The following is a 26967-nucleotide window of genomic DNA, read 5'->3' as shown; positions in this document are numbered from 1 at the left end:
GGAGACCGGCGTCGGTTGGTCCGTCTCACGCGCAGGACTTGCGCATCCAAGGTCTTCTACCCGCTGGGGGAACGAGATGACGAGTGTGAATTCGCCGCAGCCTAATAACGGCGCCGAAGATGTGAACGTTCCCGAAGGGGCCTTCCCGCTCTCCTCGGTGCAACGGAGCATGTGGTTTGCCCAGCAACTGAGCCCGACGGTTCCCAAGTTCATCGCCCAGTACATCGAGTTGCGGGGCGAGATCGACCTGGACCTGTTGAGCGATGCTGCGGTGCGGGCCGGTCAGGAGTTCCAGTCGCCGTTCCTGCGACTGCTGGACGTCGACGGCGAGCCTTACCAGGCGGTCGATTTCAGCATCGACCCGTCGATCGGCTTCCTCGATTTCCGGGGCGAGTCGGACCCGATGGCCGCCGCGCAGGTGTGGATCGACGAGGATTACGCGACGCCGCTGCGGCTCACCCGGGACCGACTCGTCGAGATGACCGTCCTGCAGGTCGGCGAGCAGCACTACTTGTGGTACACCAGGATTCACCATGTCGCGCTCGACGGGTACAGCGGTATGACCATGGTGAACCGGATCGCGGCGCTGTACACCGCGGCGATCGAGGGCACCGAACCGGAACCGAACCGTGCGCTGGATCTGCGCGACCTCTACGAGTTGGACCAGAAGTACCGGGCGTCGAACCGATTCGAGAACGACCGGTTGTACTGGGCCGAACGCATTGTCGGCATCGAGCACGGTTCGACACTCGCCACCCACGACGCGCCCGCGGCGGCGAAGAGCCGGCTCGAGAGCGCGAAAATCTCCGAAACCGCACTGGGTTTCCTCGGAGAGTCGGATCAGCGGGTCGGCGCCACGTCGGCGGCCGTGCTGCTCGCCGGGTTCGCCTGTTACCTGTCCCGTATGACGGGCAAGCGGGACGTGCTCATCAACCTGCCGGTGTCGGCGCGCACCACGGCGCCCTTGCAGCGGTCCGGTGGCATGCTCGTCAACGTCGCCCCGCTGCGGATCACCGTCCGCCCGGAGGACACGGTGGCCGAGCTCGTGCAGCGGACGCAGCTCGAGCTGATGGGTGCGCTGCGCCATCAGCGGTGCAGTCTCGAGGACATCCGCCGCGATGCCGGACTCGCCGGCACCGCGGAGGGCCTCGCCGGTCCGATGGTGAACGTCATGCTGTTCCATCAGGCGTTCACGTTGGGCACGGTCACGGGCGAATACCACATCGTGACGTCGGGCCCGGTGGACGACCTGCTGGTCAACATCTATCAGAGCGGTGACGGCCAGACGCTCCTCGATTTCCGCGGCAACCCCAACCGGTACGGCTCGGAGGAGTTGCGCGCACACCACCGCAGGTTCGTGGAGCTGGTCGAGGAGTTCGTCACGGCCGAGCCGCAGACGCGGACCGCCGACATCCACGCCGAGAGCGCACGCCTCGGCGCGCGGTTCCTCGAGCGGGAGGCCCAGCTCGCGTTCTGGAAGCGGGAGTTGGTGGGCCTGCCGGAGGTGTCGGCACTGCCGCTGGACCGGCCCCGCCCGACCGAGCGGCTCGGGGCGGGCGAGGTCGTCGGGTTCGCCGTCGACGGCGACGTGCAGCGCCGCGCGGCGCAGCTGGCAGAGGAGGCGGGCACCGGGATCTTCACCACGCTGCACGCCGCACTCGCGGTCCTGTTGGGCCGGCTGGGCGACACCGACGACGTCGTGATCGGAACGCCGATCGTCGGGCGCGCGGCGTCCGATTCCGACGACCCGGAAGCCGGAGCATTCTTCAACAAGACCGTCCTGCGGTCGCAGGTGGATGTCGCATCGTCGTTCGTCGACCACCTGAGCCGGGTCCGGGACGCCGACCGGGCCGCGTTCGCGCATGCGGCGCTGCCCTTCGACGATCTCGTTGCCACCCTCGGGGCCGAATCCGATCCGTCGCACTCGCCGCTGTTCCAGGTGATGCTCGAATTCACCGACGGCGGGCACCCGCACGACACGTCCGGGAACGTGACGGTCAGCCCGATCCAGCGCGAACATCGGGCCCTGGGACTGGATCTGGTGTTCTCCCTCACCGAATCGGAGACGGGCGGGATCAACGGCCGGCTGCGGTTCGCCACGGACGTGTGGGACCGTGACAGCGCGGAGGCGCTCGCCGCGCGCTTCGTCCGCATCCTGCAGGCGGTGACGTCGGACCCCGCCGCACCGGTCGGGGACATCGACCTCCTCGAGCAGGTCGAGTACGCGGAACTCGCACCGGTCCGCGACGAGCCCTCGGTGGAGCCCCGCACGCTTCCCGCGCTGCTCGCGCGCGCCGTGGAGGCGGGCGGCGCCGGGGACGCCCTCGTCTACCAGGGACGCACGCTGACCTACCCCGAACTCGACGATCAGTCGGATCGTCTCGCCCGCATGCTGATCGGCCACGGAGTGGGGCCGGGTTCTGTTGTGGCGCTGGCGATCGCGCGGTCGATCGAGTCGGTGCTGGCCACCTGGGCGGTCGCGAAGTCCGGGGCCGCGTTCGTCCCGGTCGACCCGAACTATCCGGCCGACCGCATCGAGCACATGCTCACCGATTCCGGTGCGGTCGTCGGTCTCACCGTGGCGGCGCACCGGTCGTCGCTGCCCGAGACCACGCCGTGGCTCGTGATGGACGACGCGTCGTTCGGCCGGGACCTGGCGAAGCACGCGGCCGTCGCGGTCACCGACGCCGACCGTCTCCGCCCGTTGCGGACCGCGGATCCGGCCTACCTGATCTACACCTCCGGCTCCACCGGCACACCCAAGGGTGTCGTCGTGACCCACGCCGGCCTGGCGAATTTCGCCGAGGACGAGCGCCAGCGGTTCGACGTGACCGTGGGGGCTCGCACCCTGCACTTCTCCTCGCCGAGTTTCGACGCGTCCATCCTGGAACTGCTTCTCGCCGTGGGTGCCGGTGCCACGATGGTGGTGGCACCGTCGACGGTGTACGGCGGCACCGAACTCGCGGACCTGTTGCGCCGCGAACGGGTGACGCACGCGTTCGTGACCCCGGCCGCGCTGGCATCCGTCGATCCCACCGGGCTCGACCACATCCGGTGCGTCGTCACCGGTGGCGAGAGCTGTCCGCCTGCGCTGGTGGCACAGTGGGCGCCGGGGCGGGTCATGTTCAACGCATACGGACCGACCGAGGCCACCGTCGTCGCGAGCGTGGCAGGACCGTTGACGGTCGGTGAACCGGTGACGATCGGCCGCCCGTCCCGCGGTTGCGGTCTGCTGGTGCTCGATTCGCGGTTGCACCCCGTCCCGAGAGGGGTCCCCGGCGAGCTGTACATCACCGGCGACGGTGTGGTACGTGGGTACCACAATCGGTCGATCCCGACGGCCGAACGGTTCGTCGCCGACCCCCACGGTGCGCCGGGCGAGCGGATGTACCGCACCGGCGACCTGGCGCGGTGGAACGCCACCGGTCAGCTGGAATACCTGGGCCGCACCGACTTCCAGGTGAAGATCCGCGGTTTCCGCATCGAACTCGGTGAGATCGACGCCGTCGTCCGCTCGCACCCGAGTGTCGCGTTCGCGACCACGGTCGGACGGACCGCACCGTCCGGCGACACGGTGCTGGTGACCTACGTGCTCCCCGAGGACGGGACGGACGTCGTCGTCGGCGACATCCTCGAACACGCCGCAGCAGCGCTGCCCGCGCACATGGTGCCCGCCCGGGTGATGGTGCTCCGCGAGGTCCCGCTGACCCCGGCGGGCAAACTCGACCGGAAGGCGTTGCCGGAGCCGCAGTTCGAGGCCACCTCCACCGTCTACCGGGCGCCGGTGACACCCACCGAGATGCAGATCGCGGAGGTGTTCGCGGCGCTTCTGGGCGTCGAGCGGATCGGCGTCGACGACAGCTTCTTCGACCTGGGCGGCGACTCCCTCGTCGCGACCCGCGTGGTGTCCCGGGTCAACGCGGCCCTGAGCACGGAGATCGGGGTGCTCGATCTGTTCGAGGCGCCCAGCGTCGCATTGCTCAGTGCCCGCGTGGACGCTCTCGGGCCCCGCACCTCCGCCCGGCCCGTGCTCGCTCCGCGGGCGGGGTCCGGTCCGGTGCAGGTGTCGCTGGCGCAACAGCGGATGTGGTTCATCAACCAGCTCGACACCGCCTCGCCCGCATACAACATTCCCGTCGGAATCCGGCTGCGCGGCACACTCGACGTGGAGGCGCTGCGGACCGCGGTGAGTGACGTCCTGACCCGGCACGAGTCGCTGCGGACGGTGTTCCCGAACACCCCCAACGGTCCCATCCAGGTGGTTCTGCCGGTCGCGGAGGTGAGCCCGCCCCTCGACGCGGTCGAGGTGGCCGAGTACGAGCTCGAATCCCGCCTGATCGCCGACGCCGCAGCGGGGTTCGACGTCACCGTCGAACCGCCGATCCGGGCGGAGCTCTACCGCACCGCGACCGACGATCACGTGCTGGTCTTCGTGGTGCATCACATCGCCGCCGACGGCCTGTCGATGACACCGCTGACCCGGGACGTGATGGTCGCCTACCACGCCCGTGCCGCAGGCGACACGCCGCAGTGGGCGCCGCTCGAGGTGCAGTACGCCGACTTCGCGGTGTGGCAGCGCGAGCTGCTCGGTTCCCCCGACGATCCGACGAGCCTCCTCGCCCGGCAGCTGGCGTTCTGGGCCCGCACCCTCGACGGCGCCCCCGAGGTCATGGATCTGCCGACCGATCGGCCGCGCCCGGCCCGGCAGTCGATGATCGGCGCCACCGCCGACTTCTCCATCCCGGCGCGCATCCACGCCGCGCTGCTCGAGATCGCAGGCGCCAACGACGCCAGCCTGTTCATGGTGGTGCACGCCGCCCTCGCGGTCCTGCTGTCCCGGTCGAGCGGGTCGTCCGACGTGTCGATCGGATCCCCGGTCTCCGGACGTGGCGAACGGCAACTCGACGACGTCGTCGGCATGTTCGTCAACACTGTCGTCCTGCGCACCACCGTCGACCCCGATCGCAGCTTCCCCGAGATCCTCTCGCACACCCGCTCCGTGGATCTGGAGGCGTTCAGCAATACCGATCTGCCGTACGAGCGGCTCGTCGACGAACTGAAGCCGACCCGCTCCGAGGCGCATTCACCGCTGTTCCAGGTGATGCTGGTGCTGCAGGGATTCGCGAACACGCGGCTCGAGCTGCCCGGCCTCGACGTGGAGGTCGAGGCCCTCGAGACCGGTGCCGCCAAGTTCGACCTGCAGGTCATCCTCACCGAGCACACCGAGGAATCCGGCGCCCCGGGTGCGATCGACGTCCAATTCTCGTACGCGTCGGAACTGTTCGACCCGCCGACGATGACGGCGCTGGCCGAACGCTTCGTCACCCTGCTCGAGACCATCACCGCCGGTTCGGATGCGAAGGTCGGCGACATCGACCTGATCGGCGCGGACGAGACCCACCGGATGCTCGAGCAGTGGATCGACACCGACGTCGCCGTACCGGACTCGGCGACCCTGGTCAGCCTGTTCGAGGCGCAGGTGGCACGGACCCCGGACGCCGTCGCCGTGGTGTTCGCCGAAGAGGAACTGCTGTACGCGGAGTTCGATGCCCGCGCCAACCGGCTGGCCCGCGAACTCCTGGCGCGCGGCGTCGGACCCGAATCCCGGGTCGCCGTCGCCCTGCGCCGTTCGCTCGAGCTGATGATCGCGATCTACGCGGTGGAGAAGACCGGGGCGGCGTACGTTCCGCTCGACCCCGACCACCCGGCGTCGCGGATCGCCTACGTGATCGAGAGTGCCGAACCCGTATGCGTTCTCACCGCCTCCCGCGACCGGTGCGAGGGCATCGACGGCGCGGCCGGTGCGTCCGTGATCGAGATCGACACCCTGAACCTGTCCCGGCGGCCGAGCACCCCGATCACCGACACCGAGCGGGGCGGTCCGATCCACCCCGATTCGACCGCCTACGTGATCTACACGTCCGGATCGACGGGCCGGCCCAAGGGTGTCGCCGTCAGCCACCGCGCGATCGTGAACCGGTTGCTGTGGATGCAGGACACGTACCGGATGGACCACACGGACGTGGTGCTGCAGAAGACCCCCGTCACGTTCGACGTGTCCGTGTGGGAACTGTTCTGGCCGCTCGAGGTCGGTGCGCGACTCGTCCTCGCCGCGCCGGACGGACACCGCGACCCGACGTACCTGTCCCACATCATCGCCGACCACCAGGTCACCACCATGCACTTCGTGCCGTCGATGCTGGCGGTGTTCACGGCGGGCGCCGAACCGGAACTCTGCGGTTCGCTGCGTCAGGTGTTCTGCAGCGGTGAGGCGCTCCCGCCCGCCACCGCCGACGCATTCCGGGAATTCGGTTCCGCGGCGCTGCACAACCTGTACGGCCCGACGGAGGCCGCCGTCGACGTCACCTACTGGGAGTGCACGGAAGGCGACCGGGCCTCGGTCCCGATCGGCGCGCCCGTGTGGAACACGCAGGTGTACGTCCTCGACTCCCGGTTGCACCCGGTGCCGGTCGGGGTGCACGGCGAGCTGTACCTGGCCGGCATCCAGCTGGCCCGCGGGTACGTCGGGCGCAGCGATCTGACGTCGGACCGGTTCGTGGCGAACCCGTTCGGCGCGCCGGGACAGCGGATGTATCGCACCGGCGACGTCGTCCGCTGGCGTGCCGACGGCAACATCGAATACATCGGCCGCCGCGACTTCCAGGTCAAGCTCCGCGGTCAGCGCATCGAACTCGGCGAGGTCGAGGCGGCGGTGCTGGCGCACCCGTCGGTGGCGCAGGCCGTCGTGACCGTGCATCGCAGCGAGGCCACCGGCGAAAGCCTCGTCGGTTACGTGATCCCCGTCGCAGGCGCCGACATCGACACCGCCGTCGTGCGCGACGCGGCGGCGGAGGCGCTGCCCGCCTACATGGTGCCGACTCGGATCATCGTCCTCGACCGGTTCCCGCTCGGGGCCACCGGCAAGTTGGACCGGGGCGCACTGCCCGAACCTGAATTCCTCAGCCCGTCCGCCGAATTCGTCACCCCGCGCAACCCGATCGAGGAGATCCTCGCGTCGATCTTCGCGGATCTGCTCGACGCACCCCGTATCGGCGTGTACGACAGCTTCTTCGACCTCGGCGGCAACTCATTGGTGGCCACCCGGCTGGTGGCGCGGGTCAATGCCGCGTTGGGCAGTCGGATCGGGGTCCGGGAGATATTCGACGCCCCGACCGTCGCGACCCTCGCCACCCGGATCGAATCCGAGGCCGTGCAGGGCGCCGAACGCCCGCCGCTGGTGGCCGGGGTGCGCCCCGACCGACTGCCGGTCTCGCTGGCGCAGAAGCGCATGTGGTTCATCAACCAGTTCGACCTCGACTCCCCGGCCTACAACATCGCGCTCGCGGTGCGGTTGACGGGTGACCTCGACGAGGACGCGATGCAGGACGCCGTCGCCGACGTGATGGACCGGCACGAGTCGCTGCGCACCCGGTTCCCGATGGTGGAGGGCGAACCCGTCCAGGTGATCCTGCCGACCGAGGACGTGGTGCCCGATCTGTCGCCGATAGCGACAACGGAAGCCGAGCTGCCCGAGCACATCTCGCGACTGGCGGGCGCCGGTTTCGACGTCACGGTGTCGGTGCCGGTGCGCGCCGCCCTGTTCCGGACCGATCCCGGCGAGCACGTTCTCGTCATCGTCGTCCACCACATCAGCGCCGACGGCTTCTCCATGGCCCCGCTCGCCCGGGATGTGATGACCGCCTATGCGGCCCGCACCGGGGGACAGGCACCGGACTGGACGCCGCTGCCGGTGCAGTACGCCGATTTCGCGCTCTGGCAGCACCGGGTACTCGGCAATGCCGACGACCCCGACAGCCTGCTGGCCGCCCAGCTCGACTACTGGACGCACACGCTCGCCGGGCTTCCGGAACTGCTCGCGCTGCCGACGGACCACCCCCGCCCCACGCAGCAGTCGATGCGCGGCGGCATCTACTCGTTCAGCATCGACCCACAGGTGCACGGCCGATTGATCACGACTGCCCGCGAACACAATTCGAGTGTGTTCATGGCCGTCCACGCGGCGCTGGCCGTGCTGCTGGCACGGCTGGGCGACACGGACGACGTGTCGGTGGGTACCCCCATCGCCGGTCGTGGTGACGCCGCCCTGGACGACATGGTCGGCATGTTCGTCAACACCCTGGTGCTGCGCACCCCGGTCGAACCGGCCGACACGTTCACCGACCTGCTGTCCACGGTCCGCGACGCCGACCTGAGCGCCTTCCACCACGCCGATCTGCCGTTCGAGCGACTGGTCGATGCGATCTCGCCCGAACGCGCGACGTCGCATTCGCCGCTGTTCCAGGTGGTGCTCGAGTTCCGCAACAACGAGCGGCCGCGGCTGGAGCTGCCCGGGTTGACCGTCACCGGCCTCGACCTGGCCACCGACATCTCCAACTTCGACCTGCAACTCACCCTCACCGAGGAATTCGGGGTGTCGGGAGAGCCCGCCGGGATCTCCGCGGCCTTCACGTACGCGTCGAGCCTGTTCGACGCGTCCACGATCGCCGGTTTCGCCGACTACCTGCAGCGGATCTTCGACGCGGTGACGTCCGAGCCGGGCATGGTCGTCGGCGACATCGACCTGATGGTGGCGTCCGAACGTGCGGCGCTCACCCCGGTGATGGACGGACCCGACGCCGAACCGCGGACCCTGCCCGAACTGCTCGCGGCCGCGGCCTCCGTGGACCCCAAGGCGGCCGCGCTGTCCTACGAGGGCAGCGAGGTGACGTACCGCGAACTCGACGAGCAGTCGAACCGTCTCGCCCGCTTGCTGATCGGGCGCGGCATCGGCCCCGAATCGGTGGTCGCGCTGGCGCTGGCGCGGTCGCCGGAGTCGGTCCTGTCACTGTGGGCGGTCGCCAAGACCGGTGCCGCGTTCGTCCCGGTCGACCCGAACTACCCGACCGACCGGATCGTCCACATGCTCAGCGACTCCGGTGCGGCACTCGCGCTCACCGTCGCCGAGTTCCGTCCCACGCTGCCGGACTGCACGTCCTACGTCGTGGTCGACGCACCCGGATTCGACGACGAGGTGAGTGCGCACTCCGCCGCAGTCGTCACGGACGCCGACCGGACACACCCGCTCGCGCTGGAGAACCCGGCGTACCTGATCTACACGTCCGGGTCCACCGGCACCCCGAAGGGTGTCGTCGTCACCCACCGCGGCCTGGCGAACTTCGCGACCGATGAACGCGTCCGCTTCGGGGTCACCCCGCGGTCGCGCACGCTGCACTTCTCGTCGCCGAGCTTCGACGCGTCGATCCTGGAACTGCTGCTGGCGGTCGGCTCCGGCGCGACCATGGTCATCGCGCCCGCGTCCGTCATCGGCGGCACCGAACTCGCCGACGTGCTCCGGGAGGGCCGGGTCACGCACGCGTTCATCACCCCCGCCGCCATGGCGTCGGTGGACCCCGCGGGCCTCGACCAGCTCGAGTGCGTCGCCACCGGCGGCGACGTCTGCCCGCCGGAGCTGGTGGCGCAGTGGGTGACCGGGGGCAGGCGGATGTTCAACGCCTACGGCCCAACCGAGGCGACGGTCGTGTCGAGCGTGACGGGACCGATGCTTCCCGGTGAGGGTGTCACCATCGGCCGTCCGCCGATGGGAACCGGGGAGATGGTGCTCGATTCACGCCTGCACCCGGTGCCCAACGGGGTGACCGGCGAGCTGTATGTCACCGGTTCCGGTCTGGCCCGCGGCTACAAGGACCGGGCGGGCACGACGGCGGAGCGTTTCGTCGCCAACCCGTACGGGGGCCTCGGCGCCCGCATGTACCGGACTGGAGACCTGGCGCGCTGGAACGGTGACGGTCAGCTCGAGTACCTGGGCCGCAGCGACTTCCAGGTGAAGATCCGCGGGTTCCGCATCGAGCTCGGCGAGATCGAGACCGCACTCACGCGCTACCCGGGAGTCGCCCGTTCGGTGGTGTCCGCGCACAAGGGCAGCACCGGCGCCAACCGGCTGGTCGGGTACCTCGTCCCTACGGCGGGCGCGGAACTCGACCCGGAGGCGGTCCTCGATTTCGTCGGCGGATTCCTCGCCCCGTACATGGTGCCGTCCGCACTGATCGTCCTCGACGAGTTGCCGCTCACTCCCGCGGGCAAGCTGGACCGCCGCGCGCTGCCCGAGCCGGACTTCGGGGCCCGGGTATCGACCGGCCGCGCGCCGGTGTCGGAGATGGAGGAGGTGCTCGCCGGACTGTTCGCCGAGGTCCTCGGTCTGGAAACCGCCGGTGTCGAGGATTCGTTCTTCGCCCTCGGCGGCGACAGCATCATGTCTATCCAGTTGGTGGCCCGCGCGAAGGCTGCGGGTGTGGTGCTGACCCCGCGGGACGTGTTCGAGGCCAAGACCGTTGCCGGTCTCGCCGCGGTGGCGTCGTGGGTGGGCGCCGCCGACATCGTCGTGCTCGACGAGCTGCCCGGTGGCGGAGTCGGCGACATGCCGACCACCCCGATCACGAAGTGGCTGCTCGAACGGGGCGGCGAGTTCAACCGGATGTCGCAGTCCGCGCTGCTGACCGCACCGCCGAACCTCCGCGAACTCGAACCCCTGATCGCCACGTTCCAGGCCGTCCTCGACCGGCACGACATGCTGCGCGCGCAGCTGATCGTCTCCGCCGAGGACTCGCACCTCGCCGTCCGCCCGGTCGGTGCGGTCGACGCGCAGGACCTGATCCGCCGGGTCGCCGTCTCCACGGCCCCGGGAACCCGGGCGTTCGCGGCGACCGTGATCGCGGAACTCGACGCCGCGCTGGACCGCCTCGATCCCGCGGCCGGCGTCATGGTGCAGGTGGTGTGGTTCGACGCAGGGGAATCCGGTGGCCGACTGCTCGTCGTCGCGCATCACCTCGTCGTCGACGGTGTGTCGTGGCGCATCCTCGTCCCCGACCTCGCGACCGCGTGGGCGCAGATCTCGGCAGGCCAGGAACCGGTCCTCGAACAGGTCGGCACGTCCATGCGCCGGTGGGCGCACGGACTGGTCGACGAGGCGGCGAACCGGGCAGGCGAACTGGACCTGTGGCAGCGCATCCTCGACTGCGAGGACCCGCTCGTCGGCAGCCGTCCGCTCGACCCCGACATCGACGTCAACGCGACCGTCGGCCGCGTCACGGTCCAGCTGCCCGCCGAGGTCAGCGAGGCCGTCCTCACGGCTCTACCGGAGGCGATCCACGGCAGCGTGAACGACGGACTGCTCACCGCGTTGGCGATGGCGGTCACCCAGTGGCGGCGCTCCCGCGGCCACACCATGCACGGCAGGTCCGTCGAGGGCACCCTGGTGAGCCTCGAGGGACACGGCCGTGAAGACCAGGTCGTGCCGGGCGCCGATCTGGGCCGCACCGTCGGCTGGTTCACGGCGATGTTCCCGGTGCGTCTCGACCTGTCGGGCATCGACCTCGACGACGCGTTCGCCGGTGGCAAGGCCGCCGGGTCCGCGATCAAGGCGATCAAGGAACAGCTGCTCGCGATCCCGGACCACGGCATGGGTTACGGCATGCTGCGGTACCTCAACGCCGACACCGGACCGCTGCTCGCGGCCCGCTCGCTGCCACAGATCAGTTTCAACTACCTGGGACGCTTCGCCGCCGACCTGTCCGAGGCGGCCACCCGCGCCGGCTGGACGCCGACCGGTGAAGTCGACATGGACCGCGCGCAGGACCTCGACACCCCGGTCACCTCGGCCATCGACGTCAACGCGGTCACCACCGAGGTGGACGACCGGCCGCAGCTGCGCGCCACCTGGGCGTACGCGGCCGGTGTCCTGACCGTCGCCGAGGTCCGGGAACTCGCCGAACTGTGGGTCCGGGCGCTCACCGCGCTCACGACGTACGCGGCCCGCCCCGACGCCGGCGGCGTGACCCCGTCCGACCTCGAACTCGTGAGCCTCGACCAGGACGCCATCGACCGCATCGAATCGCGCTTCCCGGCGCTGTCCGACATCTGGTCGCTGTCGCCGCTGCAGTCCGGACTGCTCTTCCACGCACTGCTGGCCGATCAGACGATCGACTCGTACACCGTGCAGGTGACACTCGAACTGCGCGGTGCCGTGCCGTCCCGCATGCGGGTGGCCGGGCAGGCCCTGCTCGACCGGCACGCGAACCTGCGGGCGTCGTTCGTCTACGACGAGGGCGGCACCCCCGTCCAGGCGATCCACGGGTATGCGGAACTGCCCTGGACCGAGATCGACCTGTCCGGTCTAGACGCGGAGAGCCGCGAAGCCGAGATCGTGCGACTCCTCGACGCCGACCGGCGCCGCGGGTTCGACATGGCCACCCCGCCGCTGTTGCGGTTCATGCTGATCCAGATCGGTGGGGACGAGCAGCGCCTGATCGTCACCAATCACCACATCCTGCTCGACGGCTGGTCGATGCCGCTCCTGATCCGCGACCTCCTGACCCTGTACGCCACGGAAGGTGACGCCACGGCGCTACCGCGGGTGCACCCGTACCGCGACTACCTCGCCTGGATGTCGCACCGCAGCACCGAGGACTCGCTCGGTGTGTGGCAGCGCGCCCTCGCCGGGGTGGAGGAGCCGACGCTGCTCGCCCCTGCCGACGCGTCGGTGCAGAGCGACACGCAGTCCGGTCAACTGCTCGTCGAACTCGACGTCGACCGCACCGATCAGCTGAGTGTGCTCGCACGCGAGCACGGTCTGACCCTCAGCACCCTGATCCGCACCGCGTGGGGAATCGTGCTGGGCGGCTTGGTCGGCCGCTCCGATGTGGTCTTCGGTGGGACGGTGTCGGGTCGACCTCCGCAGATCGCCGGAATCGAGTCGATGGTGGGTCTGTTCATCAACACACTGCCGGTGCGGGTGGTTCTCGATCCGCGGGAAACGCTGGGGGAGTTGCTCGAACGCATTCAGGGCGAGCAAGCCGCGCTGCTGGACCACCATTACGTCGGATTGACGGACATCCAGTCGGTGGCCGGTCCCGGTGCCGGTTTCGACACGCTGACGGTGTTCGAGTCGTATCCCGTCGACCGAGAGGGGCTGACCGATCAGACCGACATCGCCGGCATGCACGTCCTCGACGTGCACGACAGCGCGAACGCCGCCCACTACCCGCTCGCGCTGATCGCCTCGGCACACGAGAATCTGCAGCTGAAGCTCGAGTACGTCGAGGAACTGTTCGACCGGGCCGACGTCGAGCGGATCGGCGACCGGATCATCCGGGCACTGATCGCGCTCGCCGAGCACCCCGGGATGAAGCTCGCGCAGCTGCGCCTGCTCACCGAGGCAGAGGAAGCCGAACTGGTTCCGGCCCGCGGCGTGCCCGGCCGCTCCGTGCGCACACTGCCGCAGATGTTCACCGACACGGCCGCGACGTCGGGCGACGCCACCGCCCTCGTGTTCGGCGACCGCCGGATGTCCTACCGGGAACTCGACGAACGGTCCAACCAGCTCGCGCGCCTGCTCATCGATCGCGGCGTCGGACCGGAAGACATCGTGGCCCTGGGTATCTCACGGTCCATCGAATCGGTCCTCGCGGTGTGGTCGATCACCAAGACCGGCGCGGCGTTCGTTCCGGTCGATCCGACCTACCCGCGCGAGCGGGTCGAGCACATGGTCACGGATTCCGGGTGCACGTTCGGTCTCCGCCTGGACGCCGATCACGGCCGGCTCCCGGACACGGTCAGCTGGCTGACCCTCGACGACGCAGACACCGACGCCGCCATTCGGGCGATGTCCACCGACACCGTGACCGACGACGACCGCGTCGCGCCCCTGCGCTTCGCACACCCCGCGTACGTCATCTACACGTCCGGTTCCACCGGCAAGCCGAAGGGCGTGGTGGTGAGCCACCGCGGTCTCGACAACTTCGCCGAGGAGCAGCGGACCCGCTACGCGACGGATTCGACGTCGCGGGCGTTGCACTTCTCCTCACCGAGCTTCGACGCTTCCGTCCTCGAATACCTCCTGTCGTTCGCCGTCGGCGCGACGATGGTGATCGTGCCGCCGTCCGTGTACGGCGGCGAGGAACTCGCGGAGCTGATCCGCACCGAGGGCGTCACCCACGGGTTCGTCACCCCCGCGGCGCTGGCCTCCGTGGACCCCGAGGGGCTCGAGGTGTTCCAGAACGTGGTCGCCGGCGGTGAGGCGGTTCCTCCGGAGCTGGTGACCCGCTGGGCACCGGGCCGCACCATGTACAACGGCTACGGTCCCACCGAGACCACGATCATGAGCAACCTCAGCGACCACCTGCAGGTGGGGGAGACGGTCACCATCGGTGCCCCCGTCCGCGGCGTCTCCGAGGTGATTCTCGACTCGCGGCTGCAACCGGTCTCCGTCGGCGTCGCCGGCGAGCTCTACATCTCCGGTGAGGGCCTGGCCCGCGGCTACCATGCACGCGCCGGGCTGACCAGCGAGCGGTTCGTCGCCAACCCCTACGGTGACCCCGGCGACCGGATGTACCGCACCGGCGACCTCGCGCGGTGGCGGTCCGATCACACGGTCGAATACCTGGGCCGCACCGACTTCCAGGTGAAGATCCGCGGCTTCCGCATCGAGCTCGGCGACATCGACAGCGCACTCGCCGCGCACCCGTCCGTGTCGTTCGCCGTCACACTCGGGCGCCCCGGCCCCGCCGGCGACACCGTGCTCGTGTCCTACGTGCTGCCTGAGGCCGGGTCGGTGCTCGAACCGCCGGAACTGAAGGAGTGGACGGCGAACCTGCTGCCCGCGCACATGGTGCCGTCGAGCATCATGATCCTCGACGAGATCCCGCTGACCCCGGTCGGCAAGCTCGATCGGGCCGGGTTGCCCGAACCGCAGTTCCTGCCCACGTCGGACGATTTCCGGCCGCCGTCGACGGTCCTCGAACACACGATCGCCGACGTCATCACGACGGTCCTGGGAATCGAACGAGTCGGCATCGACGACAACTTCTTCGACATCGGCGGAAACTCGCTGATCGCAACCCGTGTCGCCGCACGCCTGACCGCGGAACTGGACACCGACATCGGCGTCCGCACCCTGTTCGAGGCACCGACGATCCATCAGCTGGCCCGCCTCATCGAGTCGACGGCATTCGCACCCGCGCAGGACGGCGCCCACGTCCGGATCCCGCTCGGTCCGGTCCCGCGGCCCGCGCACGTGCCGGTGTCGCTGGCGCAGAAGAGGATGTGGTTCCTCAACCAGTTCGACACGTCCTCGGCGGCCTACAACATCCCCCTGGCCGTGCGGCTGACCGGTCACCTGGACGTGGAGTCGCTGCGTGCAGCGGTGACGGACGTCTTCGTCCGCCACGAATCGTTGCGGACCGTGTTCCCGTCCCACGACGGCGAACCGACCCAGGTGGTGCTCTCACCCGGTCAGTGGACGCCGAACCTCGAGATCGTCGAGGTGTCCGAGCACGAACTCCGGGGGCACATCGCCGGTCTCGCGACCGCCGGCTTCGACGTGACGGCCGACGTGCCGATGCGGTCGGCGCTGTTCGCACTCGCCCCCGACGATCACGTGCTCGTGATCGTGGTGCACCACATCTGCGCCGACGGGTTCTCGCTCACCCCGCTCGCCCGGGACGTCATGACCGCGTACGCGGCCCGCATCGCGGGGAGCGCGCCGCAGTGGAACCCGCTGTCGGTGCAGTACGCCGACTACACGCTGTGGCAGCTCCAATTGCTGGGCGACGAGAGCGACGCCGAATCGCTGATCTCCCAGCAACTCCGGTACTGGACGGATCAGCTGGCCGACCTGCCCGAACTCCTGCAGCTGCCGACCGACCGGGCGCGACCGGTCCAGCAGTCGTTCCGCGGTGCGCAGGTCGACTTCACGATTCCGGCGGACGTACACCGGGCGCTGGCGGCGTTGGCGCGCAAGCACAACTCCACCATGTTCATGGCCGTCCACGCGGCCCTGTCGGTGCTGCTGTCCGCGCTGTCGTCCACCGAGGACATCGCGGTCGGCACCCCTATCGCGGGCCGTGGTGACGCGGCACTCGACGACATGGTCGGCATGTTCGTCAACACCCTGGTGCTGCGGAGCGCCGTCGACCCGGCGGAGGGTTTCGGTGCCCTGATGGATCAGGTGCGGGCCACCGACCTCGCCGCGTTCCACCATTCGGACCTGCCGTTCGAGCGGCTCGTCGACGTCCTCGCGCCGGAGCGCTCCACCGCGCACTCGCCGCTGTTCCAGGCGCTGCTCGAGTTCCGCAACAACGAGACACCGCGGCTCGAGCTCCCGGAACTGACCGCGGCCGCCGTCGATTTCGATCTGGAGGTCGCCAAGTTCGACCTGCAGCTCAGCGTCGAGGAAGGATTCGACGCGGACGGGGTGGCGTCGGGTATCGCCGCGTCGTTCATCTTCGCCACCGACCTGTTCGACGCCGGCACCGTCCGCACGTTCGCCGACCGGTTCCTGCGCATCCTCGGCGCCGTCACCTCCGACCCGCACGCCCCGGTCGGTGACATCGTGATCACCGACGCCGCCGAGCGGTCGGCGATGGCGACCGAATGGAACACCGCCGGACTCGACGCGGGCACCGACACCCTCGCGGACCGCTTCGCGCAGAGCGTGGCCCGGTTCCCCGACGCCACGGCCGTGACGTCGGAGGACGTGGCACTGACCTACGCCGAGCTCGACGCCCGGTCGAACCGGCTGGCCCGCCTGCTCATCGCCCAGGGAGTGGGGCCGGAAACGCTGGTGGCCGTGGCACTTCCACGCACCTGCGATCTGATCATCGCTCTGCTTGCGGTGATCAAGACCGGCGGCGGCTACCTGCCCGTCGACATCACCTACCCGGCGGACCGGCTGGCGTTCGTGTTCGAGGACGCCGCACCGAACTGTGTCATCACCACCACGGGAGACGTCTCCGCCCTGCCCGACTCGGAGACCCCGGCGATCCTGCTCGACGACCCCGAGACCACCGCGGACCTCGTGCATCAGTCGCCGGCGACGATCACCGACGCCGACCGGGTGACACCGCTCGACTCCTCGTCGGTGGCGTACGTCATCTACACCTCCGGGTCGACCGGCCGCCCCAAGGGCGTGGTCGTCTCGCACCGCAACGTGCTGACGTTGTTCGCGAACACACAGCCGCTCTACGGGTTCGACGAAAACGACGTGTGGACGATGTTCCACTCGTACGCATTCGACTTCTCCGTGTGGGAGCTGTGGGGTCCGCTGCTCTACGGCGGCCGACTCGTCGTCGTCGACTACTACACGGCGCGGTCGCCGGAAATGTTCCACGAACTCCTGCGGAACGAGCAGGTCACCGTCCTCAACCAGACCCCGACCGCGTTCTATCAGCTCGCCGAGACCGACCGCATCGTCTCGGAGATCGACGTGAACGCCGCGGCACTGGCGCTGCGGTACGTGATCTTCGGTGGTGAGGCTCTCGACCTCGGACAGCTCGGCCGCTGGTACTCCCGGCACGACGACTCCGCCCCGACCCTGGTGAACATGTACGGCATCACCGAGACGACGGTCCACGTCAGCTATCTGGCGCTCGACCGCGAGTTTGCCGAGTCGGCGTCGGCCAGCGTGATCGGCCGCGGAATCGCCGGACTGCACGTACACGTCCTCGACCGGCGCCTGCACCCGGTTCCCCCGGGCACCATCGGGGAGATGTACGTCTCGGGTGACCAGGTGACCCGCGGTTACCTCGGCCGGGCCGGGCTCAGCTCGACCCGGTTCGTGGCCGACCCGCTCCGTCCCGGGGCCCGGATGTACCGCACGGGTGACCTGGCGCGCTGGAACACCGACGGCCAGCTCGAGTACCTGGGCCGCAGCGACTTCCAGGTGAAGATCCGCGGTTTCCGCATCGAACTCGGCGAGATCGAATCCGCGCTGCTCCGGTACCGCGGCATCGCTCAGGCCGTCGTCCTCACCCGCGACGACGGGCACGGCGGTCACCGACTGATCGGCTACGTGGTTCCGGAATCCGGCGCCACCGTCGAGGTGTCCTCGGCGCTCGAATTCGTCGGCACCCAGCTCACCTCGTACATGGTGCCCGCCACCCTCGTGGTGCTCGACGCACTGCCGTTGACGAGCAACGGCAAACTCGACCGCCGCGCGCTGCCGGAACCCGACTTCGGGGCCCGGGTGTCGGCGGGCCGCGCCCCGGCCACGGAGATGGAAACCGTCCTCGCCGGTCTGTTCGCCGAGGTGCTCGGTCTGGAATCGGTGGGTGTGGACGATTCGTTCTTCGCACTCGGCGGCGACAGCATCATGTCGATCCAGTTGGTGGCCCGCGCGAAGGCGGCGGGCGTGGTGCTCACCCCGCGGGACGTGTTCGAAGCCAAGACCGTTGCCGCGCTCGCCGTGGCCGCCTCCTGGGCGGGCGCCGCCGACGTGGTGGTGCTCGACGAACTGCCCGGCGGCGGGATCGGCGAGATGCCGATCACCCCGATCACCGCGTGGCTGCTCGAACGGGGCGGCGACTTCCGCCGCTACACCCAGACCGCGCTGCTCTCCCTGCCCGCCGCGGCCGACGAGACACTGCTGAAGCGCACGATCGCGGCCGTCGTGGATCACCACGACATGCTGCGGGCGCGTCTCCTCGGTGCCGAGCCGCAGTGGCGGATCGAGGTGCAGGCCGTGGGCGCGGTCGACGTCGACGACGTGCTGCACCGGGTCGAGGTCGCGTCGGTCGTCGGTTCCGGGTTCGCGGAGACCGCGACCCGGGAACTCGATGCCGCGGCAGGACGACTGGACCCCGAGGCCGGCGTGATGCTGCAGATGGTGTGGTTCGACGCCGGCGACGAGGGCGGGCGGCTGCTGGTCGTCGCCCACCACCTGGTGGTCGACGGCGTGTCGTGGCGGATCCTCGTCCCCGACCTGGCGACCGCGTGGGCGCAGGTCTCCTCGGGTCAGGAACCGGTCCTCGAGCCGGTCGGCACGTCGATGCGACGCTGGTCGCACGGACTCGTCGAGGCGACACGCGACCGCGCCGACGAGATCGAACTGTGGCGCCGGGTGCTCGAAGCCGACGACCCGCTGATCGGATCGCGTCCACTCGACGCCGCGATCGACGTGGCAGGGACAGTCGAGAAGGTCACGGTGGAGGTGCCCGCCGACGTCACGGACGCACTGCTGACCCGTGTCCCCGAGGCGTACCACGGCGGCGTCAACGACGGACTGCTCACCGCGCTGGCGCTGGCACTGGCCCAGTGGCGGCGCACTCACGGCGACTTCACCCGGGAGTCGCTGGTCAGTCTCGAAGGTCACGGCCGCGAGGACCAGGTGTTGCCGGGCGCCGATCTGGGCCGCACCGTCGGCTGGTTCACGGCGATGTTCCCGGTGCGTCTCGACCTGTCGGGCATCGACCTCGACGACGCGTTCGCCGGTGGCAGGGCCGCCGGGTCCGCGATCAAGGCGATCAAGGAACAGCTGCTCGCGATCCCGGACCACGGCATCGGCTACGGCATGCTCCGCTACCTGGACCCGGAGAGCGCCGATCAGCTGCGTGCGCTGGCGAAGCCGCAGGTCACGTTCAACTACCTGGGCCGGCTGGGCGGCGCGACGTCCACCGACATCCACGGTCACGCCTGGGTTCCGGTGACGGACACGAAGCTCGACGACATTCCGGCCTCCGACATCCCGGTGGCGTCGGCGCTCGACATCAACGCCGTCACCGGCACCGGGGCCGACGGCAACCGGTTGCGGGCCACGTGGGCGTTCCCGACCGGGGTCCTCACCCCGTCCGAGGTCCGCACGCTCGCCGACCTGTGGGTGCAGGCCCTGACCGCGCTGACCGCTCACGTCGCGCGACCCGACGCCGGCGGCGTGACCCCGTCCGACCTCGATCTGGTCACCCTCGACCAGGACGCGATCGACCGGCTCGAGACCAGGTTCCCGGCGCTGTCGGACATCTGGTCGCTGTCACCGCTGCAGTCCGGGCTGCTGTTCCACGCCCAGTTCTCGGACGCCACGGTCGACCCGTACCTGGTGCAGCTGGCGCTGAAACTGCGCGGCGACGTCGACCCGGACCGGATCCGCCGGGCCGGGCAGGCCCTGCTGGACCGGCACCCCAACCTGCGGGCCGCGTTCGTCCACGACAGTGCGGGCGCCTCTGCCCAGATCATCCAGCAGCACGTGGAACTGCCGTGGTCGGAGTTCGACCTCTCGGCACTCGACCCCGACGAGACCACCCGCGAATACGACCGGATCGTGGCACGGGACCGGTCGGTGAAGTTCGACATGGCGAACGCGCCGTTGCTGCGCCTCGCCCTCGTCCGGCTCACCGAGGACGACTACCGGCTGATCCTGACCAACCACCACATCCTGCTCGACGGCTGGTCGACTCCGCTGGTCATCCGCGACCTGCTGACCCTGTACGCGTTGGACGCCGACGGCAGCCTGCTGCCGCGGGTCCATTCCTACCGTGACTACCTGTCGTGGATGAAGCGCCACGACACCACGGACTCCCTCGACGCCTGGCGCACCGCGCTCGACGGGGTCGAGGAGCCGACCCTCCTGGCCCCGCTGGAGCGGGGTGAGGCGCACTCCGTTGTCGCGGAGGAAACGGCCTTCACCCTGTCGGAGGAGCAGACCACCCGGTTGCGGGACCTGAGCCGGGAACGCGGGCTCACCCTCAACACGGTCGTCCAGACGGCGTGGGGAATCGTGCTGGGCGGCTTGATCGGCCGCTCCGACGTAGTGTTCGGCGGAACGGTCTCGGGCCGGCCGCCGCAGATCGCGGGCATCGAATCGATGGTGGGTCTGTTCATCAACACCCTGCCGGTGCGGGTGACCCTCGACCCGTGGGAGTCGCTGGGCGAGCTGCTCGAACGTGTGCAGAGCGAGCAGGCCGCGCTGCTCGATCACCATTACCTGGGCCTGACCGACATCCAGTCGGCGGTCGGCGGCGGCGGTGCCTTCGACACGCTGACCGTGTTCGAGTCGTACCCGGTGGATGAGGCGGGGCTGACGGAACAGACCGACATCGCCGGGATGTTCGTCACCGGCATCGACGGCAAGGACTCCGCGCACTACCCGCTCGCCGTCGTCGCCTCCGGGGACGCGCGGCTGAACTTCAAGTTCGAGTACCTCCCCGAGGTGTTCGAGGAGAGCGCCGTCGACGAGATCGCGGACCGGCTGCAGCGGGTGCTCGACGCCCTCGTCGACCGGCCCGAGATTCCGCTGGCCCACATGCAACTGCTCACCGAGGCCGAACTCGCCGAGTTCGCGCCGGTACGCGGCCGCCCGGGGTTCTCGGTCCGGACGCTGCCGCAGATCTTCGAGGACGCCGCCGCGCTGGATCCGAACCGCACGGCGCTGACGTTCGAGGGCCGCAACGTCTCCTACCGGGAACTCAACGAACGCTCCAACCAGCTCGCCCGGGTCCTCATCTCCCGCGGCGCCGGCCCGGAGACGTTCGTGGCGCTCGGCATTCCCCGGTCGATCGAGTCGGTCCTCGCCGTGTGGGCGGTGGCCAAGACGGGCGCCGCATTCGTCCCCGTCGACCCGAACTACCCGATGGACCGTATCGAGCACATGCTCACCGATTCGGGTGCCACCATCGGACTGACCATGGCCGCGTACGAGAAGGCGCTGCCCGACTCGGTGCCGTGGCTGCAGCTCGACTCGCCCAAGTTCGAGAAGGCATGCCAGTCGAAACCTGCTCTGCCGGTGGCCGATTCGGATCGACGATCGCCGATAAGCCTCGACAACGCCGCCTACATCGTCTACACCTCCGGTTCGACGGGCAAGCCGAAGGGCGTCGTGGTCACCCACGAGGGCCTCGACAACTTCGCCGAGGACCAGCGGCAGCGTTTCGCCGCCGCGCAGACGTCCCGCACACTGCACTTCTCGACGCCCAGCTTCGACGGGTCGGTGTTCGAGTACCTGCAGGCGTTCGGGGTCGGCGCCACGATGGTGATCGCACCGCCGACGGTGTACGGCGGAGCGGAACTGGCCGAACTGATCAGGTCCGAACACGTCACCCACGCCTTCGTCACCACCGCGGCGCTGTCCACGGTCGACCCGGAGGGGCTCGACGAGTTCCAGCACGTCGTGTTCGGCGGCGAGGCGTGCCCGCCGGAACTGGTGACCCGCTGGGCGCCCGGCCGGCAGCTGTCCAACGCATATGGCCCCACCGAGACCACGGTGATGGCCAACATCAGCGACCCGATGACGGTGGGCGAACCCATCACCCTCGGCGGCCCGATCCGCGGAGTCGGTGAGCTCGTGCTGGATTCACGTCTCCAGCCGGTGCCCGTCGGGGTGCCCGGCGAGCTGTACATCACCGGTGCGGGTCTCGCCCGCGGCTACCACCGCCGCCCGGAACTGAGCAGCCAGCGGTTCGTCGCCAACCCGTTCGGGGAGGCGGGGGAGCGGATGTACCGCACCGGCGACATCGTCCGGTGGCGTGCCGACCACACCGTCGAGTACGTGGGCCGCAGCGACTTCCAGGTGAAGATCCGCGGATTCCGCATCGAACTCGGCGAGATCGACAACGAGATCGCCGCGTTCCCCGGGGTCAGCTTCGCCGCGACCCTCGGTGTTCCCGGCCCGTCCGGTGACACGGTGCTGGTGACCTACCTGCTGCCCAACACGGCCGGCGGCATCGACCCGGCCGAGCTGACCGCGCACCTGTCGACCCGGCTCCCCGCGCACATGGTGCCGACGAGCGTCATGTTCCTGGACGAGATCCCGTTGACCCCGGTGGGCAAACTGGACCGATCGGCGCTGCCCGCGCCCGAGTTCCACGTCACCACCACCGAGTTCCAGCCGCCGACCAACGATCTCGAACGCACGATCGTGGACATCTTCGCCGACGTCCTCGGTATCGAACGGATCGGCATCGACGACAACTTCTTCGATCTCGGTGGAAACTCGCTGGTCGCCACCCGGGTCACGGCACGGTTGCGGGACGCCCTCGACACCGACATCGGTGTGCGCGCCTTGTTCGAGGCGCCCGACGTCCGGTCGCTGGCCGCACGTGTCGCCGACAGCGTGAGCGGCGGCGCCCGTCCCGCGCTCGCGCCGGTCGAACGGCCCGACCGGATTCCGCTGTCGCTGGCGCAGAAGCGGATGTGGTTCCTCAACCAGTTCGACACGTCCTCACCGGCCTACAACATTCCGTTGGCCGTCCGGCTGACCGGGGCCCTGGACGAGGACGCCCTGCGGCTGGCGATGGCCGACGTCCTCGAACGTCACGAAACGCTGCGCACCGTCTTCCCGACGGTCGACAGCGAACCGACCCAGCGGATCCTGCCCGCCGCCGATACGCAACCGGAGGTCGACACGGTCGCGGTGGCGGCGGAGGACCTGCCGCGGCACATCATGGATCTGGTGTCCCGGGGGTTCGACGTCAGCACCGACGTGCCGGTCCGGGCGGCGCTGTTCCGGATTGCGCCCGACCATCACGTGCTGACGATCGTGGTGCACCACATCAGCGCGGACGGCTTCTCCCTGGCGCCGCTCGCCCGCGACGTCATGGTGGCGTACTCGTCACGGCTCGGCGGCGACGGCCCGCAGTGGGATCCGCTGCACGTCCAGTACGCCGACTACACGCTGTGGCAGCACGCCGGACTCGGCTCGGAGAACGATCCCGAGTCGATGATCAACCAGCAGTTGCGGTTCTGGTCGGAGACGCTGGCCGGCGTGCCGGACGTCATCCAGTTGCCGACCGACCGACCGCGCCCGATCCAGCAGACGTTCGAGGGCGATCGGGTCGAGTTCGCGATCGACGCCGACATCCATCAACGGCTGACGGCACTGGCCCGGGCCAACAACGCCACCATGTTCATGGCGGTCCACGCCGCGCTGGCCGTGCTGCTCGCGCGGCTCGGCAGCACCGACGACGTCGTCATCGGCACCCCCGTCGCCGGGCGCGGTGAAGCCGCCCTGGACGACATGGTCGGCATGTTCGTCAACACGCTGGTCCTGCGGAACCGGATCGACCCGGCGTCGACGTTCACCGAACTGGTGCAACGGATCCGGGAAACCGACCTGGCCGCGTTCCAGCACTCGGACCTGCCGTTCGAGCGGCTCGTCGAGGAACTCAACCCGACCCGGTCCACGTCGTACTCACCGCTGTTCCAGGTGGCCCTCGAATTCCAGAACAACGAGAACCCGACACTGGAACTGCCGGGCCTGCGGGTCGAGAACGTCGACCTCGAAACCAAGGTGGTGAAAGAGGATCTCGAGGTGATCCTGGCCGAGCGGTTCGATCAGGACGGCGCGCCCGCGGGTGTCGCCGGCGGACTCGACTTCGCAGTCTCCCTCTTCGACCCCGCCACGGCACGCTCGATCGCGGACCGCTTCGTCCGGATCCTCGCGGCCGTCACCGCCGACCCGGACCGGCCGATCGGCACCCTCCCGCTGCTCGACGACGCGGAGATCGAGGAGATGGTCCCGGCGCGCGGCAAGCCCGACGTGCGCCCTGAGGTGTGGCCCGACCTGCTGACGGCCGCCGCGGCACTCGACCCCGATTCGATCGCGTTGTCCTTCGAGGACCGGCAGGTCACCTACCGCGAACTCGACGAATGGTCCAACCGGCTGGCGCGGGTGCTGTGCGCCCAAGGCGTCGGGCCGGAGACGTTCGTGGCGATCGGTATGCCGCGATCGATCGAGGAAGTGGTGTCGATCTGGTCGGTCGCGAAGTCGGGTGCGGCGTTCGTGCCCGTCGACCCGACCTACCCGCGGGACCGCATCGACTACATGCTGACCGACTGCCGCGCGTCCGTCGGCCTGACCGTCGCCGATCGTCGCGACAATCTGCCGGACACCGTGCAGTGGCTGGTGCTCGACGACGAGTCGTTCGCCGAGCAGGTCGCGGCCGTCTCCTCGGCGCCGGTCACGGACGCCGACCGCCCGCGCCCCCTCCATCTGGCCAATCCGGCGTACCTGATCTACACGTCGGGATCGACCGGTAAACCGAAGGGCGTCATCGTCACTCACCGCGGCATGGCCAACCTCACCGCGGAGGAACACGAACGGTTCCAGGTCACGCACGACTCGCGGGTCTCGCATCTGGCGTCCCCGAGCTTCGACGCGTCGATCTTCGAGCTGATGATGGCGTTCGGGGCGTCGGCCCGGGTCGTGATCGTGCCGCCCACCGTCTTCGGTGGCACGGAACTGGCGGACCTGTTCCGCCGCAACGCGGTGACGCACGCGTTCATCACACCCACCGCGCTGTCGTCCATCGAGGACGTGGGACTCGAATCGCTCCGCGTCCTCGCGGTGGCCGGTGAGGCCTGCCCGCCCGAACTGGTGGAGATCTGGGGCAAGCACCGCAACATGCACAACGGGTACGGGCCCACGGAGACCACCATCCAGGCGAGCGTCAGCGCCCCGATGCGTCCGGGTGGCGTCGTGAACATCGGTGCCCCCGCGCTGGGATTCGGTTCGCTGGTCCTCGACGAACGCCTGCAGCCCGTCCCGGTGGGTGTGCCCGGCGAGCTGTACATCACGGGACCCGGACTGGCACGCGGGTACCACAACCGGTCGGCGCTGACGTCGGAGCGGTTCGTCGCCTGCCCCTTCGGAGAGCCCGGTCGCCGGATGTACCGCACCGGCGACGTGGTGCGCTGGCGCGGCGACCACACCATCGAGTACATCGGCCGCACCGACTTCCAGGTGAAGGTCCGCGGATTCCGCATCGAACTCGGTGAGATCGACGCCGTCCTCGCCCGCCACCCCGCGGTCGCGTTCGCGGCCACCATCGGTCACACCGGACCGTCCGGGGACACGCTCCTCGCGTCGTACGTGCGGGCGGCCGAGGGACACGATCTCGAGCCGGCGGAGTTGCGTACCCACGCGGCCGACCGCCTGCCCGCGCACATGGTCCCGTCGGCCGTGGTCGTCCTCGATCAGATCCCGATGACCCCGGTCGGCAAACTCGACCGCAAGGCGCTGCCCGCGCCCGAGTTCGGCACCACCGGCGCAGCCTTCCGGGCCCCGACGACGGCGACCGAGAGGATCATCGTCGAGGCCTTCGCCGAAGTGCTGGGCGTCGACCGGGTCGGCACCGCCGACAGTTTCTTCGACCTCGGCGGCAACTCGATCGTCGCCACCCGGGTGATCACGGTGCTGCAGGAACGCCTCGGACGGCAGATCCCGTTGCAGTCCATGTTCCTGGACCCGACACCCGCGGGCCTGGCACTGCGGGTCGACACCGAGAACGCGGCCGGGTCGCCGGTGGACGAGGCGCTCGGTGTGGTCATCCCGCTGCGGCCGACAGGGGAGAAGCCGCCCCTGTTCTGCATCCATCCCGGCATCGGCCTGTCGTGGGGTTATGCGGGACTCCTGCAGCACCTCTCGCAGGACCGGCCGGCGTTCGGCCTGCAGTTGCCGATCATCAGCGGCGGCCCGAGCTTCGACTCGATCGAGCAGCTGGCGCACCAGTACGTGCTGGAGATGCGCAAGGTCCAGGCGCACGGGCCCTACCACCTGCTGGGCTGGTCGCTCGGCGGCGTCATCGCCCACGCGATGGCCGTCGAACTGCGGCGGGAAGGCGAGGCGGTCGACACGCTGGCCGTCATGGACAGCTACGTGACGAACGGGACCGACCAGGGCCCGGAGAGTCTCACCGTGTCCGAGTTGCTCCACGGGCTCGGACTGGACCTCGAGTCCGTCTCCGGAGAGGAACTCACCTACGAGCGCGCGGTCGAGTTGCTGGACGACGCATTCGGGCAGAAGACGGGACTGACGCCGCAGCACCTCGAGCGGATCAGCGCCGGATTCACGAACTCCTCGCGGATCATGAACAACTTCCGCCCGCAGGTGTTCGACGGGGATCTGCTGTTCTTCACCGCCGCCGCCGCCGGATCGGCGTCGACGGACCAGCATTCACCCGAGGAGTGGCGGAGTTCCGTCACCGGAGGCATCCGGGAAGTGAAGATCGAGTGCGAGCACAACCAGATGATCGAACCCGAGGTCCTGGCCGTGGTGGGGCCGGTCCTCGAGGATTACCTGAGCACGCATTGACCCGATTTCGTTGCGGCGGGCCCGCCGTCCATTGCATTGCCGTAACGGGCGGGCCCGAATACCGATATCTCCTGCGAACTCGGTAACAATCGATCTCT

1 protein-coding gene is annotated in these 26967 nt (G+C 69.4%); it reads left to right on the top strand.

Annotation, left to right across the window (positions count from 1 at the left end; translation table 11 throughout):
* The first annotated feature begins 76 nt into the window (after positions 1-76).
* The gene (locus FND50_RS19425; protein WP_144286766.1) at positions 77-26869 is read left to right on the top strand and encodes a non-ribosomal peptide synthase/polyketide synthase; all 26793 of its coding nucleotides are present in this window, start codon (positions 77-79) and stop codon (positions 26867-26869) included.
* Positions 26870-26967: the final 98 nt, after the last annotated feature.

This window comes from Rhodococcus sp. WB9, from assembly GCF_007558985.1.
Classification (GTDB): Bacteria; Actinomycetota; Actinomycetes; order Mycobacteriales; family Mycobacteriaceae; genus Rhodococcus_F; species Rhodococcus_F opacus.
Note: the sequence above shows the minus strand (reverse complement) of the source record. Positions and strands in the feature narration are given on the sequence as shown.

What these genes read in the sequence shown, in the direction of transcription:
- FND50_RS19425 (WP_144286766.1), top strand. Translation starts at nt 77, where the DNA reads ATGACGAGTGTGAATTCGCCGCAGCCTAATAACGGCGCCGAAGATGTG.